A 17,855-nucleotide genomic window follows, 5' to 3' on the forward strand; every position below is an offset into this window, starting at 1 on the left:
GAATCAAACACTAAAAAAAGTATGCTAAAATGAGAACACTTTACTGAACACCCTACCCGAAGGGGTTCAATCATAGCCTGTTATTCGCCCCTTTCAGGGACGTACCATCCGGTAGATATCTGGGTCCCCCGGCTTCACCGGGGGCTATTCACAGTTAGTCCTTTCAGGACAAGCAGCGACACTAAAACATTCACATCTGATAATTATTGAAACACTTACCTCTGTCAAGAAAGGAATCATATAAGGAAACTCTCTACAATGATTCCTTTTCGTCTAGGATGAAAAGAAAGGATAGTACTAATGTTTTTTTATTTAGAGGTAGGTGTAAATCGATTTAGACCTACCTCTAAATGAAAATAGACCTACCTCTAAATTTATTTGCACCTACCTCTGACAAAAGAATCGTTGGATATATGTCCGAATGGTTTTTAGGCAATACTGATAAAGGATAGTTATATAGATAAAGAGTTGTGCAGGTAGGGGTGAACGGTTTGTGGATGTTTATATCCAGATAGATATATTTTATGAGGAATGACAGTTGATTTTTGTATCTTTGTTGAGACAGATTAAACTGTTTTATATTAAACAATACAAATATGGAGATGATAAATTTTGACGGGCTACTGATTGGTATCGTTACTTTTCTGATAATCGGGTTGTTTCATCCGATAGTTGTTAAGGCTGAATATTATTGGGGGACTAAATGCTGGTGGATATTCCTTCTTCTGGGGATTGCCGGAACGGTTGCTTCTTTGCTGATAGAGAGTGTTTTTGTCTCCGCCATCTGCGGTGTGTTTGCCTTTTCTTCGTTCTGGACAATCAAGGAAGTATTCGAGCAGGAAGAACGCGTATTGAAAGGATGGTTCCCTAAAAATCCAAAAAGACAATATCCGGAAAAATAATTGTATCTTTGTAGCCGTAAAGTAATACAGCTATGAAGAAGAAAAAGAAAGTCTCTCCGCTGGACGAGTACATCAAGGCAAACCGCAAGGGAAGCCGGGAAGCGGAAATAGAGAATCACGGACGTCCGGTCAGTCATAACCGGGTGCATGTATCGAAAAAGGTTTACAACCGTAAAAGAGATAAGGCAGATGCCCAGGGGCGTCTGCCTTATTTGTGTCGTCAGGTAGCCTGATTTACTCTTATTCTTCTTTCAGATATAATCCTTCGCGTGATAGCTGATGGTCGAGGTTGGCTACTCCCAGACCGACAATAGCCATGACCGTTGCAGCATGTTGTTGATATTCAGGAATGCTCTTGGTGTATAAGTCACGCTCCGTATGCCATATCTCATCGTAGCTGAAGTTATAGCCTTTGATGTCTTTCTCCATAAAACCGATGGTCGGTACGCCATCCAGTGCAAAGACGGAAGCATCCGTACCGCCCATGGTGGTCGGCTGTTTACGCGGTTCGGCTACTTTGACTTCGAACGGATATTCGGTATTAATCTTCTTTACCGGTTCGCATATCTTCACAAAATCATCATACATGGCTTGCGGTACACTAATACCCACCGGAGGAGTAGGGCCGCCGTCACGGTTGAACAGATTCGATATTTTATCCATCTTCTTTGGATTCCCCTTAACCCAGGCCTGTGCACCGAGCAGACCGAATTCTTCACCTGCAAAAGCACAGAAAAGCATCGTGCGTTTAGGCTTTGCTCCTGAAGTGGCAATCAGACGGGCGGCTTCCATAACAGGGGTAACGCCTGAACCATCATCGACCCCGCCGGTTCCTACATCAAAAGAATCGAGGTGGCCACTCAGCATAACATATTCCCCCGGATGTTTACTTCCCTTTATGGAACCGATTACATTATAATATTTGACCGGTCCCAGGCGGAAATGGTTACGTATATCGAACTCCAGCATAAAGGAACGGCGTTCTTTTACCATCTGTTTGATGATGGCGTATTGATGTTCATCCAGTTTGATATCGGGTACGGTCGGAAGTTTCTCGATGGTCATATCTTTATCGAATACGACATTCTTATCATAAAGTGCACGCAGTGGGACAGAAGCCGATTGGATAAAACCTAAGACACCGGCTTCGCACATTTCCTTGTAAAAGAGAGCCGGTTTTTCTTCATTTAAAGGCAGTAAGGGGGTATTCTTTTTATTTACCCAGTTATCCCTCATTATCTCACGGTTTTTTTGAGCGATTGTGTTGTTTTCTGCAATAACACCTGCACGGTCATAGTCTGCTGTTGCCGACCAATCGATTGGCCAGCCTGTGTTTTTGCCGTTTACCAGTATCCAGGCGCCTTTCAACTGTCCTTTCATCCGGTCGAACTCATCCTGTGTAAGAGGTTCGAGCAGTACATGTCCCCGTTGAAGTCCTTTCGTTCCGGAGGTATAGGAAGGGGTGACGAAATGCAACTCCATCCCGTTTTCACCAAGCAGTTTGCCGAACCACGGACCCCGGTTGAATCCGACGGGTAAAGTTCCGGCTTCCTGTAACTCCACTTCCAGCCCCCATTCTTTGAACTTGGAGGCTACCCATTCGGTGGCGTTGTCATAGGCATCCGAACCGATAGGGCGTCCGCCGAAGCGGTTGGTCAGTATGTCCAGATGGTTCATGACCTGATTGTCGGAACGTCCGGTTTCAATGATTTTATTTACGGCGGCCTCCTGTGCCGGAAGGGAAGTTATGGTCATACAGGCCATGGTTGCGAAGAGAAGTATAGTCCTTTTCATATCAGTGTTTGTTTAAGTCTTGCAAATTAATGGATAAAAATAACGTATACCAAATGAAATGCAGGAAATAATAACAGAATCGTTACCTTTTTGTAAAAGTATTACCAAAATAAATAGATACCTTTGTGTCCAAATCGGGAGCATGTGAAATCTATCTTTACTACCATAGCAAAATATCTGCTGATAGTACTCTTTGTGAGTTACTATGTAGGAGGTACTGCGTTCACCCATACCCATTATTTCCCGACTTATTCCATTACCCATTCCCATCCCTTCCTTCCGGGAGCAGACGGTTTGCCGCATCATACGCATAGTTCGTCTGCTTTTAATACGATTGGAGAACTGGATGATATCATGATGGAGGCCGCTGCCTTGTGTCTCACATTGGTGACAGCCTGGGTACTTCTTTCTGTGTTCATTCAACAACACAAGTATATAACTCCCGTATGTTCAGTACGTAATGTCAGCCTCCGTGCTCCGCCTTTCCGTATTAAATAATTAACCAGCAACGAAGAAAAGAATTATTTAATACAAGAAAATCAATATGAAACAATTACTTATGCTATTGCTTCCGGCAATGGTATTATGTTCCTGCAACCAGAACAAGCAGGACGATGAGGTTGCTGTTGCCGTAACTTTGCGGGGCGACACGATACAAATAGGGGATAAATCACCTATCTTATCCCGGTTGAAAACAGACGTAGTGAAGAAAGAACCTTACCGCCTGGAGTTTTCCACTTCGGGGGTGGTGAAAGCTATCCCCTCCAATTATGCCGAGATTGCTTCCCCTTTTGCCGGACGTATCTCCAAATCATTTGTACGGTTGGGGCAGAAGGTAACGCCCGGAAGTCCGGTCTTTGAGATAAGTTCTCCTTCTTTCTTTGAGACGGGAAAAGGGTATTATCAGGCTAAACAGGAGATGGAACTGGCCTTGAAAAGCCTGAAACGCGAAAAAGACCTGCTACAAAATAAGGTCGGCGTACAGAAAGAACTGGAAGAGGCGGAAGTCAATTATGAATTGAAGAAGAAAGACTATGAAAATGCTGTTGCCGCTTTGAAGGTCTTCCAGATAGAACCGGAAGACCTGGTATTAGGACAACCTTTGATTGTCCGCTCACCGATAGCGGGCGAAATAGTGACCGACCGTATTGTCATCGGCCAGTATATCAAGGAAGATGCCGAACCTGTGGCCGTGATAGCCAATCTGAATAAAGTATGGGTGGCTGCCCATGTCAAGGAAAAGGATATGGGAATGATACAATCGCTGGACAGCGTAGAGATTCGTCTAGTAGCCATGCCCGACCTGCCTCTGCCCGGAAAGATTTATCATGTCAGCGAAATGCTGGACGAAGAGACCCGTTCGGTTGAAGTCCTCATCGAATGTGACAACAGTGCCCACCTGATGAAACCGGCTATGTACGGGACGGTTAAGCTATGCGACAGAAGTGCCGACGTTATCCGTATCCCGACATCGGCTATCCTTCAGGAAGAGGAAGGCGCTTATGTGCTTGTCTCATTGGGAAACAATGCTTATCGCAAACAGAAGGTTACTACTTCCGTCACAGAAGACGGCAAAACGGTTATCCTGACCGGACTGAACTCCGGCGATACGATTGTAACTACCGGAGCCTTTTATTTACTTGATGCACGATAAATCCTATGAAGAAGATAATATATACTGCGATACACCGGCGGGGGCTGATGTTCGTACTATTCCTGTTTCTTGCTGTAGTGGGATATTATTCGTGGACCCGACTGGCCATTGATGCCTATCCGGATATTGCCGACACGACCGTTCAGGTCGTTACCCAGGTGCCGGGACTGGCGGCGGAAGAGATAGAACAGCAAATCAGTATCCCTATTGAAAGGGCGATGAACGGGATGCCGGGACTGAATGTGATGCGAAGTAAGAATACTTTCGGCCTCTCGACCGTCGTGCTGGTTTTTGATGACGGTATCGACGATTACTGGGCACGTCAGCGTGTGCAGGAACGCCTGGTAGACGTGGAACTTCCTTATGATGCCGTTCCGGGATTGAACCCGCTGACTTCGCCTACCGGTGAAATCTTCCGTTATGTACTGGAAAGCGACCAACTCGATATACGCGAACTGACCGACCTGCATAAATGGGTTGTCATCCCCCGTCTGAAGCAAGTGACGGGAGTGGCCGATGTCAGCAACTTTGGCGGTATCACTACACAGTACCAGATAGAGGTGAACCCGCACAAGATGGAACAATATAATGTGACGCTGGGCGATATCACCGAGAAGATAGAAAAGAATAATGTGAATGCCGGCGGCAGTATGTTAAGCCGTGGCGACCTGAGTTATGTGATTCGCGGCATCGGACTGGTAAAAGACTTGAAGGACCTGGGGCGTATCGTTATCAAGACTGAGAACGGAGTTCCTGTCTATCTGGATGATTTGGGAACCCTGAAATATGGTAGCCTGGAACGTAAAGGGGTATTGGGATTCTACGACGGCGTCCGTGATTATTCCGACGGCGTGGAAGGGATCGTCCAGATGCTTCGCGGAGAGAATCCTTCGCAGGTGCTGGAAGGAGTGCATCAGGCGGTCGACGAACTGAATAATGAAACCCTTCCCAAAGGGACTCGCCTACATGTCTTTATGGACCGAACGAACCTGGTGGATACGACATTGCATACGGTTTCCCATACGCTTTTTGAAGGTATGGTGCTGGTGGTACTGGTGCTCATCCTGTTCCTCGGAAGTTGGCGTGGCGCCTTGCTGGTTGCCTTGACCATCCCATTGTCGTTGCTGATTGCTTTTATCTTGATGCAACTGACCGATATTCCTGCCAACCTGCTTTCGCTGGGAGCTATCGACTTCGGTATCCTGGTAGACGGGGCTATCGTAATGATGGAAACAATTCTGAAGAAACGCGAACGGCATCCCGATGAAATATTGACGGAAGATTCAATCCTGCGCCGTGCAACCGAAGTGGCCCGCCCTATCTTCTTCTCTACATTAATTATTATCACCGCTTATCTTCCTCTGTTCGCCTTCGAGCATATCGAAAAGAAACTCTTTACGCCGATGGCTTATACGGTCGGTTATGCCCTGTTGGGGGCATTGGCTGTGGCATTGTTCCTGATACCGGGCTTGGCTTTCTATGCTTATTACAAACCCAGGAAGATTTATCATAACCGCTGGCTTGAAAAGTTAGGTGAGATTTATAACCGGCAAATCATTGCTTTGCTGGAGAAACCAAAGCGGGTCCTGTTACCCTTGTTCCTTATTCTGGTGGCAGCCGGCGTATTGAGCTATACGGTAGGAAAAGATTTCCTTCCGCCTTTGGACGAAGGGGCTATCTGGGTACAGGTGCAATTGCCTCCGGGTATCTCTATCGAGAAGTCGAAGGCGATGGGAGCGGAGCTTCGCAAAACATTGAAACAGTTTGATGAAGTCTCTTATGTCATGACACAGGTCGGACGCGACGATGAGGGAGCCGAAGCCTTCTCGTTGTCACATATCGAATGCGGAGTTGGGCTGAAGCCTTACGACACCTGGAAATTCGGCAAGACGAAGGCGGACCTTATCGAGGAAATGTCTGAAAAGTTGTCGACTATGCCCGGATATACCGTCAGCTTCTCCCAGCCGATTATCGATATGGTCATGGACCAGATCGCCGGTGCTCACAGCGATCTGGCGATAAAGGTTTATGGAGATGACATTACCGATACCCGCCATATAGCCGATAAGGTCGTGAATGTGTTGCGAACGATTCCCGGTGCTGCCGACGTGGCTATCGACCAGGAACCGCCGTTGCCCCAGTTACAGATTATTGCCGACCGCGACCGTATTGCCCAATATGGTCTGAACTTCTCCGATGTTGCCGATATGATTGAACTGGCAATCGGGGGAAAAGCCATCTCGCAAATCTTCGTCGGCAGTAAAAGCTATGACGTCATTTGCCGTTTCGACGACGCCAGCCGTAACTCGCCCGAAAGTATCGGCAATCTGTTACTGACGAATGGGGCCGGAGCAAAGATACCGCTTTCGCAGGTTGCCGAAGTGAAAATGACAACCGGTGCCAGTACAATCTCCCGTGAGATGAACAAGCGCCACCTGACCATCCATGTCAACCTGCGCGGTGTGGATTTGACGGAGTTTCTGAATAAAGCGAACCGGTTGATTGACCGCGACGTAGATTATAATCACGACACCGTCCATCTGCAATGGGCCGGTCAGTTCGAGAACCAGCACCGTGCCTATAACCGTCTGGCGGCAGTAGTCCCTTTGGCGTTGGGTATTATGCTGCTGTTGTTGTTTGCTGCCTGTGGAAAATTCCGCCAGGCGGCTTTGATGATGTGTGTGGTTCCCCTGGCCCTTTTCGGAGGGATGCTGGCATTGAACGTCCGGGGGATGACGTTGAATGTATCCTCTGCCGTCGGTTTTATAGCCTTGATTGGTGTCGCTATACAAAACGGTGTGATTATGATTTCGCATATCAATAACCTGCGTAGCCGTGACCGCGGTTTCAAGCAGTCAATCATAACCGGGGCGAAACACCGTTTCCGTCCGATTCTGATGACGGCAACGGTGGCTGTGCTCGGTTTGCTGCCTGCCTCGTTGAGTACAGGTATCGGTTCCGATGTGCAACGTCCGCTGGCGACGGTGATTGTGTACGGACTGTTGTTTGCGACCGTTATTACGCTTTATGTGCTTCCTGCCTTATACTATCTGGTGGAAAAGCATTATCTGGATGAAGAGATAGTATCTTCTGATGTAAAGAATACGAATGTCTGATTAAAAATAGTAACTATGCGACATTATATAACAATGTGCCTGCTTGCCGGAAGCCTGGCCGGCAGTGCACAGCAAATGGTTCCCCTTTCTTACCGCAATTATATGGAGAAGGTGGCGGAAGGGAATCTGGAGTATGCAGCCGAACGTTTGAATATGAATGTATCCGAGGCGGAAGTGGTTGCTTCGAAAGTATTCAACGACCCGAACCTGTCCGTTTCTTATTTCAACAACGAGAACGGAAGTCTGCAAATGGGAGAAGGGGTGGAGGTTGAACTGAGTAAAACGTTTTCTTTCGGAAAGCGGGGAGCGAATATCGCGTTGGCCCGTAGTGAAAGCGAGTTGACAAAGGCACTCCTTGCCGATTATTTCCGTAACCTGCGTGCCGAAGCAACCGTTTCCTACCTGGAGGCGTTGAAACAATATGAATTATATAAGGTAAAACAGAACGCCTATGAGAATATCCGGCAGCTGGCAGAGAGCGACAGTGTCCGTTTTACTTTAGGGAAAATCATGGAGATTGATGCTATCCAGAGCCGTCTGGAGGCAGGGATATTGAAAAATGAATTATTGCAGGCGGAAACTGATTTGCATAATGCTTTTTCTAATCTGAACCTGTTGACCGGCTCGGTTGCCCTCGATACCTTGTATGTCCCCGGTGCTTCATTGCAGATTTCACCCCGTGATTTTGTGCTTGCCGACCTGATTTCCACTGCTTCGATGAATCGTGCCGACCTGGTAGCGGCCATGAAGAATAAGGAAGTCGCTTCCCGTGCCCTGAAAGCGACCCGGCGGGAACGGAATACGGATGTCGATCTGTCTATTGCCGTCAGTAAGAATGCCCGGGTGCATAATGAGGAGGCTCCGGCACCGCCCTTTACCGGGGTGACGGCCGGGATTGCCATTCCCCTGAAGTTTTCCAACTTCAATAAGGGGACTGTCCGTGCCGCCCGTTTCCGTGAACAGCAGGCCGAGACGCAGTATCAGCAGGCTTTGTTGCAGGTACAGACGGAGGTTATGCAGGCATACCGGAGTTATCAGTCGCTGATGGAGCAGGTCAGTCATTATGAAAACGGTATGCTTCATGCTGCCCGGGAGGTAATCGACGGAAAGATTTACAGCTATAACCGTGGAGAAGTCTCCCTCCTGGAGGTACTGGATGCCCAGCGGACGTATGATGATGTGCAGGCCCAGTATATAGAAACACTCTTCAATTACAGTGCGGCGCTGGTGGAGCTGGAGAAGAGTGCCGGGGTTTGGGATGTGGAGTTGTAAGAGATTGGATATAAACCAAAAAGTCCCGATATTCGTTATCGGGGCTTTTTGATTTATAGATTGAGTAAACTCCTTAATTTATCAGGGGTTTGCCGGGTATCGAATACGGTAATAATGCGTATTACATTTCCATCAACCCAATAAACAATTTTATAGTTGCCTTCAATAATAGAGCGGAAGCCTTCTGGTTCGTTTATTAATGCCGGTTCTATTTTTCCCAGGTAAGGTTGATTAATTAGTCGTTGTGCCGTTTGCTGGATTTGTAAAATAATGAACATGGCAACTTTTTCGCTAGCCATCTCTTTATAGTACAGTTTGATGTTTTTTAATTGTTTTCTGGCACAAGTAGTCCATACCAGTTCATTCTCCCATTTCTTTTGTCAGGTCTTCGTCGGAAATACAACGCCCATACAAGACATCTTCCCTGGCTTCCCTAACACAAGATGTCAATTCTTTTTCGGATAGAGCCCAGGGATAGGGCTTACTTTTAGATGCAGCCTTTTTTAGAGATAATGCTTTAGCGTATTTCTCCAATTCAGTGAACTCCTCTTCATCCATCGAAAGGATGAACTCGGTAAAGTTTTGTTTCCGTAAATTTAATTCCATTGTTGTCATAATATCTCTTCTTTGGTTTTCTTATTTGACAAAGATAAGATATTAGTTCTGAATTATATTTACATTTGTGGGCAAAACAGAGATACGCGTATGATATTTTACTTTTCAGGTACCGGAAACTCCCGTTGGGTGGCGAATGCTTTGAGTATCGCGTTGGGAGAACCTGTCGTTTCGATAGCGGAGGAGTTAAAAACCAATAAAAAGGAAATTGTCTGCCCGCTCAGGGAAGATGAGAAAGTGCTGTTTGTCTATCCCGTACATTCGTGGGGACCGGCTGTCCCTGTTACCCGTTTTATCTCGAAGCTGAAGCTGACCGGCTACGATAAGCAACCCGTATATTCTGTATCCACCTGTGGCGACGAATGCGGTTATACCGCTGACAGGATGCAGAAAGCCTTGTCTAAACGGGGGATTACGCTTACGGCTGGTTACTCGGTCATTATGCCGAATAACTATATCCTCCTGCCTGGTTTTGATGTAGACAGCAAGGAAGTCGAAAGACAGAAACTGGAAGATGCGCCCGCCGCCGTCGCTGCTATCGCTGCTGCTATCCGCGAAAGTAAAAACGTTAATTTATACAATAAAGGAAGCCTGCCTGGACTGAAAAGCTACTGGATATATCCTCTTTTTGCTAATTTTGCCATAGGGAAGAACTCCTTTCGGGTAACGGATGCCTGCATCTCATGCGGTTTGTGTGAGAAAGTTTGTCCGACCGGGACCATAACGCTGTCCGAAGGAAAGCCTGTCTGGTCGGATACCTGCGTGCAATGTGTTGCCTGCATCCACCGTTGTCCGGTACGTGCCATAGAATATGGCAAGATTACCCTGAAGAAAGGAAGGTATCATCATCCCGATGTTAAATAAGTTGCGCCTGTCAACTATAAAAACAAGTAAAGCAAAATGAAACAACTAGTAATGATGGTTATGGCTGTGTTCCTGTTGGCAAGTTGCCAGGAAACGCCTAAAGGTTATGTGATAAACGGAGTCGTGGAGAATATGCCTGACGGTAAGATTTACCTGAAAACGTTCCGTAATAAAATGTTCTTCGATGTGGATACCGCCGAGATTAAGGATGGTAAATTCACATTCAAGGGAGAAGTGAGCCAGCCCCTGCTGTATGGCCTGGCTACCGAGGATATGAATTATCCGGCGCAACTCTTTGTTGAGAATACGAATATGGACGTAACGCTCGGAAATGACGGCGAGACGATTATCGTTCAGAACTCTCCGGTCAATACGATTTTCCAGGAAAACCAGAGTAAGGTCTTTGAGAAAGGTTTCGATATAGATAGCCTGATAAGCAAGTACCCGGATTCGCCGGCTGCGGCTTTCTACCTGTATCGTTATTTTACCTATCAGCTTCCGTTGGACCAGTTGAAGGCGACCCGTGCCAAGATAGCTCCGGCGCTGGTTGACTGTCCTTATGTAAAAGACCTGGATGGCATCATCGGCCAGTTGGAGAATGTGCAGATTGGCAAGACGGCTCCCGAGTTCTCTTTGCCGGATACAGCCGGTGTGGCTGTCTCTCTGTCAGACTTCCGCGGTAAATATGTATTACTTGATTTCTGGGCTTCCTGGTGTCCTCCCTGCCGTCGTGAGAATCCGAATGTAGTGAAGGCTTTCCAGGATTACAAGGATAAGAACTTTACGATTATCGGTATCTCCCTGGATAACAATAAAGACAAATGGTTGAAGGCCATCGCCGATGACAACCTGACCTGGACACACGTCTCCGATTTGAAATATTGGGATTCAGAGATACCTGCCTTGTATGGTGTCCGCGGCATTCCGGCAAACGTATTGCTCGATCCTGACGGTGTAATCATCGCCAAGAATATCACTGGCGAAGATTTGCCTAATACATTAAAAGAAGTAATCAAATAAGCATGAAGCGCAATCTGCTTATCTCTTTTTTCAGTCTTCTCTGCCTGTGGGTCTCTGCGGCGGAGAAGACTGACTTTGATAAGGCCGTCCGTTCAGCCGTCGAACGGCAGATGCAGGGGTATCCGAAATCAACGTTGAAAGATTTGTACAAGAACTTTTTCCAGGATAAGTTCGGTCCGGGGCATATCGTCAGCGACACAACAGCCGCCGGTAATTATCTTCGCCGCGAAATGGCTTCTTATACGGAAACGGAAGGGGAGATTGCAGAGCCGACCGGTTGGGAGGGTAATTTCTACCGGGTAAACTTATCGGTGATAAAGAACGGACAGATTCCTTACCAGACCTTTTTTGATGCTTTTATCCGTAGTGTGAACGGCATCCGTCCGGTTACCGTAGCCGAATGGCAAAAAGAATGGAACCGGATTGAGGCGATTATCCGTTCGATGAACCTATCCTTGCCGGACTATGAGAATGACAGGAAAGAGATTGACGACCGCCTGGAACGCGGCGAATATGTCGGCCATCACAGTAAAGCGTTTGAAGACAGTTACTCTCCGCATTACCGTATTATCAGTAAAGAAATTTTTGAACAAGAATTACAACCTTTAATACAATTGTCATCCAACTAGTTACAACAAACTATAAACCCTTCTTGTTTTATTATTGAAGAATAATATTGAAGAAGAAGGAGATGAGAATTGCAATCAGCGGTAATTCAGGTTTTATAGGACAGCATCTGACAGAGTTTCTATCTGTTGGCGGAGATGTCGTTGTCCCTTTGAAACATGCGATGTTCCGTTCGAGGTCGGACGAAAAGCTGAAACAGGCATTGACCGGATGTGATGTTGTAATCAATTTGGCCGGAGCTACGATAAACCAGCGTTGGACAAGGAAAGCCAAACGTAAAATAATGAACAGCCGTATTTATACTACCAGGCGGCTGGTATCTATCATCAATGAGATGGAGGTGAAGCCGGAGGTATTTATCTCCGCATCAGCCATCGGCATTTATCCGGATAACGGTATTTATTCAGAAAGCAGTACGTCTGTGGGAACGGGTTTCCTGTCTGATGTCTGTATCCGTTGGGAAGATGAGGCGCAGAAGTTGTCGAGAGACATCCGGTTGGTGGTAGCCCGTTTTGGGGTTGTATTGTCAAAGGATGGAGGGGCATTACCTAAGATGTTGCTTCCATTCCGCTTTTTTGTCGGAGGAAAGATTGCTTCCGGCAAACAGGGATTCTCCTGGATACATATAGAAGATGTGCTGCATGCCATGCAGTTTATTATCGAACATAAGGATTTATCGGGAGTTGTCAATCTGGTTGCTCCCCAACCACTGACGAACCGGGCCTTTACAAAGGTGGTTGCCGAAGTGATGCATCGCCCGGCATGGTTACCCCTTCCCCGGAGAGTATTCAGGTATCTCTATGGAGAGGGAGAAGAATTAATCACCAAAGGACAACAGGCTTATCCGGCGCGGCTACTTTCAGCAGGGTATGTATTCCGTTATTCGGATATACGGCTGGCGTTACTTAGTTTCATGATGTAGTAGGCACGGAAAGATTACTTCTTTCATCTATTATAAAGAAGTAAAGGATAAACAATTACATACCTCCTTAACTTCTATCTCTAAAGTCCTGACTCAGTAAAATTATCCTGTACACCCTGGTGGATTAGGGTGTACACCTTAGTCGAACAACCTGTACACCGTAATCGGCTATCCTGTACAGGGTAGTAATACTTGCTAACGACTTATGCATTAGTTAGCAGTGACTTTAGTGATAATAAGTAGTAACTTTTGAGATAATATTCAGTGACAATTTCTCTAAGCTGATACAAATATAATACATAATGTTTTACAAAAACATCTGCCATCTGTTACTATCTCGGATATATTATTAATTACCAATAAATTAGGGGTTGCAGATGCAGTGTATTTATCTGCCACTGTATCTGCCATCTGTCACCTGCATATATAGTAAACGCTTCAGAATAATATCAATTAAAGAGTGGTAGATGGCAGATGTGGTTGCAGATAAAATCAGGTATCTGTCACCATCTATATGGCATATATACAGTGTGTTATATGGATTGGTTGCAGATGGCAGATAAATATACAAAACTTTGTGTAGTATCTTTCTATTCTGTTTATTTACCTGTTCGCGGAATTAATTTGTTTCAGTTATTATCAGATATGAACCAAGAGAATGGAACACGGACAACGCGGAACACGCGGATTATCACAGACGATATTTTTGTCCCGAAGGGACTGACTGTGAATAGCCCCCGGTGAAGCCGGGGGATTAAAATATCCGCCGGATGGACGTCCCTGAAAGGGGCGAACAACATGCTATGGTTGAACCCTTCGGGTCCACATTGTCACTATAAACCGATAGTTCAAATATTTCTAAATTAGTTATACCGAATTCACATAATATAAAAAAGGGGGCCCTGAATACACAGAGTCCCCTTTCTATCTTATGATTGCTTTATTTATTTGTAGCTATAGCCCGCTTTCTTTTGTGCGCTGCTGGCATTTTCTGCCGGGATTAAAGTGAAGCCCCACTTGTATTCCTTGTCAGCAGGTAATGTATATTCAGGTTCAGGACGTGAATACCAACTGTCGTAACCGGCCAGTCCCTGTTGTTTCAGGTCAACACATACTTCAACGAAGTTACGCGGGGTAATATCATTGATGTGTGTCTGGCGAGGTTTATCGTACGGACCGATGTTCGGACGGTTGTTGATTTCTTCCTGTGTGAAGTTGTTCCACTGGTACGGACGGTTGGTTGTCTTACCGGCATCGAAATCTTCTACGGAGTTACGCATGGCGTTGAATTCCATATCATCGTCAGCAACGATTAACAGGTTCTTGCCTTTGCCGCCTAATGTGAGCCAGCGGGTATCGCAATGGTGACCGTTTTCCTGCGGACGAACATAGGGGAAGTATTGCTCTTCTGCCGTGCTCTTGTATTGCCCGATCATGTAACCGGCTTTACGGTCCCAATAATTTTCTACTGGTCCGCGACCGAAATATTCCAGTTGGTCCATAGTCACCGGCAGACGGAAACGTACGCCGATACGGGGAACAACCATTTTGTCACGGTCGCTGACTTTGTCACGTCCGGGTGAAAACGTAGCAGTGGCAGTCGCTTCGGAGATTCCAATCTTTACGCCATCCAGATGAGCCGGGGTGAAGTGGGTAGCCACATTCATTACACCGTCCGGATAAATCTTATAAGTGATAAGGAATTCGTTACCGGCCGGTAATTTATATTCCACATTTACGATGGCATTTCCGTCGACGATTTCGGCAGCAGCCTTAGTCACGTTGAAGTTACGACTTGACAGTTCCCATATTTCTAAACGTTTCGGGTTACCGCTTCCGTAGTCATTGTCGTTAGGAGCACGCCAGAAGTTCGGCTGGATACCGAAGCCTTCGTTGAAATATTCCGTGCCACCCACCTTATAGGAACTAACAACACCTGACTTCTTGTCGAACACGAAGTTCACCTTGGAAGATGTAACTTTTACATTGTCACCTTCTTCTGATACGGCCAGTTTAGGACCACCTGCCTTATAAGCAACTTTATCGGCTTCTATCGGTAAGCGGAACTGGTCCTGAGCGATTTCGTAACCGGCAGGAATTACACCTTCCTGTTTGTTAGAAGTAACAACGAAATTAACCAGATAATCGACACCGGCCTGTGGTTTCAGACCTGCTACGGGAACAGTGATTTCCTGTGAAGCCTGCGGAGCCAGGTCAAGTGAAACTTTATCACTCTTGATTACCTTGTTGTTTGCTTTTACAGTATATGTAATCGTATAATCCTTCAGGTTGGTGAAGTAGAAGCGGTTCGTGATTTTAAACACGCCGTTAGCTACATCCACGGCATCGAAACCAACGTTCTGATGTGTAAATTTCACCTCTTTCATGGCCGGATGCGGAGTGCGGTCCGGATTTACGATACCGTTGCAAAGGAAATTACCGTCGCTAGGCATATTTACACCGAAGTCGCCACCGTAAGCATAATAGTCTTTGCCGTTTTCATCCTTAACGAGAAGTCCCTGGTCTACCCAGTCCCAAATCCAACCACCCTGGAGGTTCGGATATTTGTAGATAGCTTTCCACTGTCCCCAAAGGTTACCGGTCGAGTTACCCATGGCATGGGCATATTCGGAAGGAGCTATCGGACGGTCGCTACCTTCTTTTCCGATTTCTTCCAGCCATCCAGCACTTGGATACTGCGGTACATACATGTCGGTATTCCATTCCCAAAGAGCACGTTCGTAGTTGACCGGACGGTTCATTGATCCTTTTTCTTTATTCTTTACATACAAATAAGTCTGGTAGAAGTTATATCCGTTACCGGCTTCGTTACCCAAAGACCAGATAGTTACCGACGGATAGTTCTTGTTACGTTCGTACATATTCATCGTACGGTCCATGTGCGGCAGCAACCATTCCGGATTGTTACCCAACGAACCGCCTTTGCTCAGGCTATAATACATACCGTGCGATTCCACGTTGGCTTCATCATAGACATATAATCCGTATTCGTCGCAGAGTTCATAGAACCGACGGTCCTGCGGATAGTGGCACAAACGTACAGAGTTGATGTTGTTTTTCTTCATCAGTTCGAAGTCTTTACGCATCAGTTCTTCTGTCATATAGTGGCCAGTCTGTGGGTTATGTTCGTGGATATTCACCCCTTTGAACTTAATCGGCTGTCCGTTGAACAATAGCACGGTGTAGGGTTTCCCGTTGCCGGCAATCTGGTCAATCGGTTTGATTTCGATGCGGCGGAAACCAACGTTCGAAGGAATGACTTCCGTTACTTTACCGTCTTCCTTTACCGTCATCAACAGTTTGTAAAGATTCGGATGTTCAGCACTCCAGGTGGCGACATCGTTCAGCTCTTTTTCAAAAGAAGCTGTCTTGATACTGTTGGCTCCGACCCATAACTTGTTGTCGGCAGTTGCAACAGTCTGTCCTTTTGCATCCAGCAGTTCGTAAGATACAGTGATGTCTTTTGCTGCTTTCGTATGGTTTTTGATGTCTACGGCCAGGTTGAAGATCCCGTTTTTATAAGTATCGTCCAAGGTAGAGATTACGCGGAAATCGTTTACTGCAATCTTGGGTTGTGACCACAGGAATACATCACGTTCGATACCGCTGATGCGCCAGAAGTCCTGGCATTCCAGATATGAACCGGTGCTCCATCTGAATATCTTCAGGGTAAGAACATTCTTTCCCGGTTGCAGATAGTCGTTAATCAGGAACTCTGCCGGATTTTTAGAATCTTCGCTGTATCCGACTTCCTTGCCGTTCACATAAACGTATAGGCCTGATTTGGCACCTGCAATGTGCAGATACACATCACGTCCGTCCCAGTTTGCCGGGATTTCGAAATCACGACGGTAAACGCCTACCGGAGTTGCTTCCGGCAATAACGGAGGCTGCGGGTTACGGGGTTTGAACTCGTAGCCATGGTTTGTATAGATGGCTGTACCATGTCCTTGAAGCTCCCAGTTACCCGGCACGGTAATATCATCCCAGGAAGAAGTGCTTGTGGAAGGATCTGTGATATTTGCCGGAAGATCTTTGTAGGAGTCTACAAAATAGAATTTCCAGGTTCCGTTCAGTAATGAATAGTAGGGACTCTTTTCAAAACGTGAAGTAAGGGCTGTCGAACGGTCGCCGTACGTCATAAACGAGCTGCGCGGCAGTTCTTTGTTTACGGCAACGACCTGAACGTCCTGCCAGTAAGGCTTCGTGTCCTGGGATGCAGTCGCATTATCAGCCAATGCAGTACCCAAAAGGAAGCAACCGAATGCTCCGGTGAGCATTGCTTTCTTAACCAAGTGTTTCATTTGTATTTATTTAGGTTGGTAGTATCTGATAAAAAAATGGAGGTGTTACAACAGCCAGTTTTGTCATGGCGGACTTGATCCGCCAACTCATACTACGTTAATGTACATTGTTAGTATGGGATCCCGGGTTAAGCCCGGGATGACAGGATAGTGACTTTTGATACACCTCCATTCAAATGTTGTTTCTTATTTTGCTGCGTAAAAAGAATAACCTTCAGCTACCTGGCGGAATGCCAATACACCTGCCTGGTTTAATTCAACATTCATTTCCTTACCATCCGGCAGGTACATGACAACTTCGTCGTTGTCTTTGAACTTTAACAGTTTTGTAGCTTCACCGTCAGCTTCTACGCTCCAGCTTTTATCGCTTTCGTTGAATACAAGGTCAATTGCCTTTTCTTCACCTTCTTTTTGGATATGGTATCCGTCTTTCTTGGTTTCAACCGTGTAAACACCGTCTTTTCCATTGATTGTTTTTACTGTTCCGGCATCGGCAACAGGATTATCTCCGCTCCAGAATTCGATGGAGTTCAGGACCAGTATGTCTGCAAGTGCAGAAATTTCATATACGGGGACGATCCAGAATGCAATGAATACTAATTCGTTAACGAACTTACTGTCAATATTTTTATTCCAGTCAAGAAGTTTGTTAGTTAAGCCGAATGATCCGATGCAAGATGAAAATAGAACACTGCTGGCTAAAGTAGTTGCCACTAATAACGTTAAACCTTTTTTCCTCATGAA

Annotated in this window: 15 protein-coding genes; 10 read left to right on the top strand and 5 right to left on the bottom strand. The window is 46.1% G+C overall.

Going from position 1 to position 17,855, the window contains the following annotated elements; translation table 11 throughout:
* Window positions 1–596: 596 nt before the first annotated feature.
* Window positions 597–902, top strand: coding sequence for a DUF4491 family protein (locus tag NBH14_RS21995; RefSeq protein ID WP_010802445.1), 306 nt, complete (start codon window positions 597–599; stop codon window positions 900–902).
* A gap of 32 nt (window positions 903–934) precedes the next feature.
* On the top strand, window positions 935–1,135 hold the full coding sequence (locus tag NBH14_RS22000; RefSeq protein WP_186961195.1) for a hypothetical protein: 201 nt from the start codon (window positions 935–937) through the stop codon (window positions 1,133–1,135).
* A gap of 7 nt (window positions 1,136–1,142) precedes the next feature.
* Here NBH14_RS22000 and NBH14_RS22005 read toward each other — a convergent pair whose 3' ends face one another.
* Window positions 1,143–2,696 carry a M28 family metallopeptidase gene (locus tag NBH14_RS22005; protein WP_128134213.1) on the bottom strand — a complete coding sequence of 518 codons (1,554 nt, stop codon included), beginning with the start codon at window positions 2,694–2,696 and terminating at the stop codon, window positions 1,143–1,145.
* A gap of 144 nt (window positions 2,697–2,840) precedes the next feature.
* Here NBH14_RS22005 and NBH14_RS22010 point away from each other — a divergent pair, with 144 nt between their 5' ends.
* Genes NBH14_RS22010 through NBH14_RS22025 form a run of 4 tightly spaced genes read left to right on the top strand, consistent with a single transcriptional unit; the run spans window position 2,841 to window position 8,738 of the window.
* On the top strand, window positions 2,841–3,194 hold the full coding sequence (locus NBH14_RS22010; RefSeq protein ID WP_250817759.1) for a DUF8478 family putative metalloprotein: 354 nt from the start codon (window positions 2,841–2,843) through the stop codon (window positions 3,192–3,194).
* 46 nt (window positions 3,195–3,240) lie between these two features.
* Window positions 3,241–4,350, top strand: a complete 1,110-nt coding sequence (locus tag NBH14_RS22015; RefSeq protein WP_186961193.1) for an efflux RND transporter periplasmic adaptor subunit — start codon at window positions 3,241–3,243, stop codon at window positions 4,348–4,350.
* 5 nt (window positions 4,351–4,355) lie between these two features.
* Window positions 4,356–7,466 (top strand): efflux RND transporter permease subunit, encoded by a 3,111-nt coding sequence (locus NBH14_RS22020; protein WP_186961192.1) that lies wholly within the window; start codon window positions 4,356–4,358, stop codon window positions 7,464–7,466.
* Window positions 7,467–7,481: 15 nt separating this feature from the next.
* A complete protein-coding gene (locus NBH14_RS22025) occupies window positions 7,482–8,738 on the top strand; it encodes a TolC family protein (protein ID WP_186961191.1) in 1,257 nt (418 codons plus the stop codon).
* A 53-nt stretch (window positions 8,739–8,791) separates the two neighbouring features.
* Here the strand turns inward: NBH14_RS22025 and NBH14_RS22030 are convergent, their stop codons facing one another.
* Window positions 8,792–9,097: a type II toxin-antitoxin system RelE/ParE family toxin gene (locus NBH14_RS22030; protein ID WP_186961197.1), complete on the bottom strand. Its 306-nt coding sequence runs from the start codon at window positions 9,095–9,097 to the stop codon at window positions 8,792–8,794.
* 1 nt (window position 9,098) lies between these two features.
* On the bottom strand, window positions 9,099–9,353 hold the full coding sequence (locus tag NBH14_RS22035) for a hypothetical protein (RefSeq protein WP_186961190.1): 255 nt from the start codon (window positions 9,351–9,353) through the stop codon (window positions 9,099–9,101).
* Window positions 9,354–9,443: 90 nt separating this feature from the next.
* Between NBH14_RS22035 and NBH14_RS22040 the strand changes: the two genes are divergently transcribed.
* The 4 genes from NBH14_RS22040 (at window position 9,444) to NBH14_RS22055 (ending at window position 12,786) form a co-directional block, all read left to right on the top strand.
* A complete protein-coding gene (locus NBH14_RS22040; RefSeq protein WP_186961189.1) occupies window positions 9,444–10,217 on the top strand; it encodes an EFR1 family ferrodoxin in 774 nt (257 codons plus the stop codon).
* Between the two features lie 36 nt (window positions 10,218–10,253).
* On the top strand, window positions 10,254–11,237 hold the full coding sequence (locus tag NBH14_RS22045; protein ID WP_186961188.1) for a redoxin domain-containing protein: 984 nt from the start codon (window positions 10,254–10,256) through the stop codon (window positions 11,235–11,237).
* A gap of 2 nt (window positions 11,238–11,239) precedes the next feature.
* A complete protein-coding gene (locus tag NBH14_RS22050; RefSeq protein WP_186961187.1) occupies window positions 11,240–11,866 on the top strand; it encodes a hypothetical protein in 627 nt (208 codons plus the stop codon).
* 62 nt (window positions 11,867–11,928) lie between these two features.
* Window positions 11,929–12,786 carry a TIGR01777 family oxidoreductase gene (locus NBH14_RS22055; RefSeq protein WP_186961186.1) on the top strand — a complete coding sequence of 286 codons (858 nt, stop codon included), beginning with the start codon at window positions 11,929–11,931 and terminating at the stop codon, window positions 12,784–12,786.
* Window positions 12,787–13,730: 944 nt separating this feature from the next.
* Here NBH14_RS22055 and NBH14_RS22060 read toward each other — a convergent pair.
* Both NBH14_RS22060 and NBH14_RS22065 read right to left on the bottom strand, forming a co-directional pair.
* Entirely contained in the window at window positions 13,731–17,111 is a 3,381-nt protein-coding gene (locus NBH14_RS22060) for a glycoside hydrolase family 2 TIM barrel-domain containing protein (RefSeq protein WP_186961185.1), read from the bottom strand.
* A 186-nt stretch (window positions 17,112–17,297) separates the two neighbouring features.
* Window positions 17,298–17,852: a DUF3332 domain-containing protein gene (locus tag NBH14_RS22065; RefSeq protein WP_128135654.1), complete on the bottom strand. Its 555-nt coding sequence runs from the start codon at window positions 17,850–17,852 to the stop codon at window positions 17,298–17,300.
* Between the last annotated feature and the right edge of the window lie 3 nt (window positions 17,853–17,855).

It is taken from the genome of Parabacteroides caecihominis (assembly GCF_023656785.1).
GTDB classification, from domain to species: domain Bacteria; phylum Bacteroidota; class Bacteroidia; order Bacteroidales; family Tannerellaceae; genus Parabacteroides; species Parabacteroides segnis.

What these genes read in the sequence shown, in the direction of transcription:
- NBH14_RS22055 (WP_186961186.1), top strand. Translation starts at nt 11,929, where the DNA reads ATGAGAATTGCAATCAGCGGTAATTCAGGTTTTATAGGACAGCATCTG.
- NBH14_RS22065 (WP_128135654.1), bottom strand. Translation starts at nt 17,852, where the DNA reads ATGAGGAAAAAAGGTTTAACGTTATTAGTGGCAACTACTTTAGCCAGC.
- NBH14_RS22060 (WP_186961185.1), bottom strand. Translation starts at nt 17,111, where the DNA reads ATGAAACACTTGGTTAAGAAAGCAATGCTCACCGGAGCATTCGGTTGC.
- NBH14_RS22020 (WP_186961192.1), top strand. Translation starts at nt 4,356, where the DNA reads ATGAAGAAGATAATATATACTGCGATACACCGGCGGGGGCTGATGTTC.
- NBH14_RS22000 (WP_186961195.1), top strand. Translation starts at nt 935, where the DNA reads ATGAAGAAGAAAAAGAAAGTCTCTCCGCTGGACGAGTACATCAAGGCA.
- NBH14_RS21995 (WP_010802445.1), top strand. Translation starts at nt 597, where the DNA reads ATGGAGATGATAAATTTTGACGGGCTACTGATTGGTATCGTTACTTTT.
- NBH14_RS22015 (WP_186961193.1), top strand. Translation starts at nt 3,241, where the DNA reads ATGAAACAATTACTTATGCTATTGCTTCCGGCAATGGTATTATGTTCC.
- NBH14_RS22035 (WP_186961190.1), bottom strand. Translation starts at nt 9,353, where the DNA reads ATGACAACAATGGAATTAAATTTACGGAAACAAAACTTTACCGAGTTC.
- NBH14_RS22045 (WP_186961188.1), top strand. Translation starts at nt 10,254, where the DNA reads ATGAAACAACTAGTAATGATGGTTATGGCTGTGTTCCTGTTGGCAAGT.
- NBH14_RS22005 (WP_128134213.1), bottom strand. Translation starts at nt 2,696, where the DNA reads ATGAAAAGGACTATACTTCTCTTCGCAACCATGGCCTGTATGACCATA.
- NBH14_RS22040 (WP_186961189.1), top strand. Translation starts at nt 9,444, where the DNA reads ATGATATTTTACTTTTCAGGTACCGGAAACTCCCGTTGGGTGGCGAAT.
- NBH14_RS22025 (WP_186961191.1), top strand. Translation starts at nt 7,482, where the DNA reads ATGCGACATTATATAACAATGTGCCTGCTTGCCGGAAGCCTGGCCGGC.
- NBH14_RS22050 (WP_186961187.1), top strand. Translation starts at nt 11,240, where the DNA reads ATGAAGCGCAATCTGCTTATCTCTTTTTTCAGTCTTCTCTGCCTGTGG.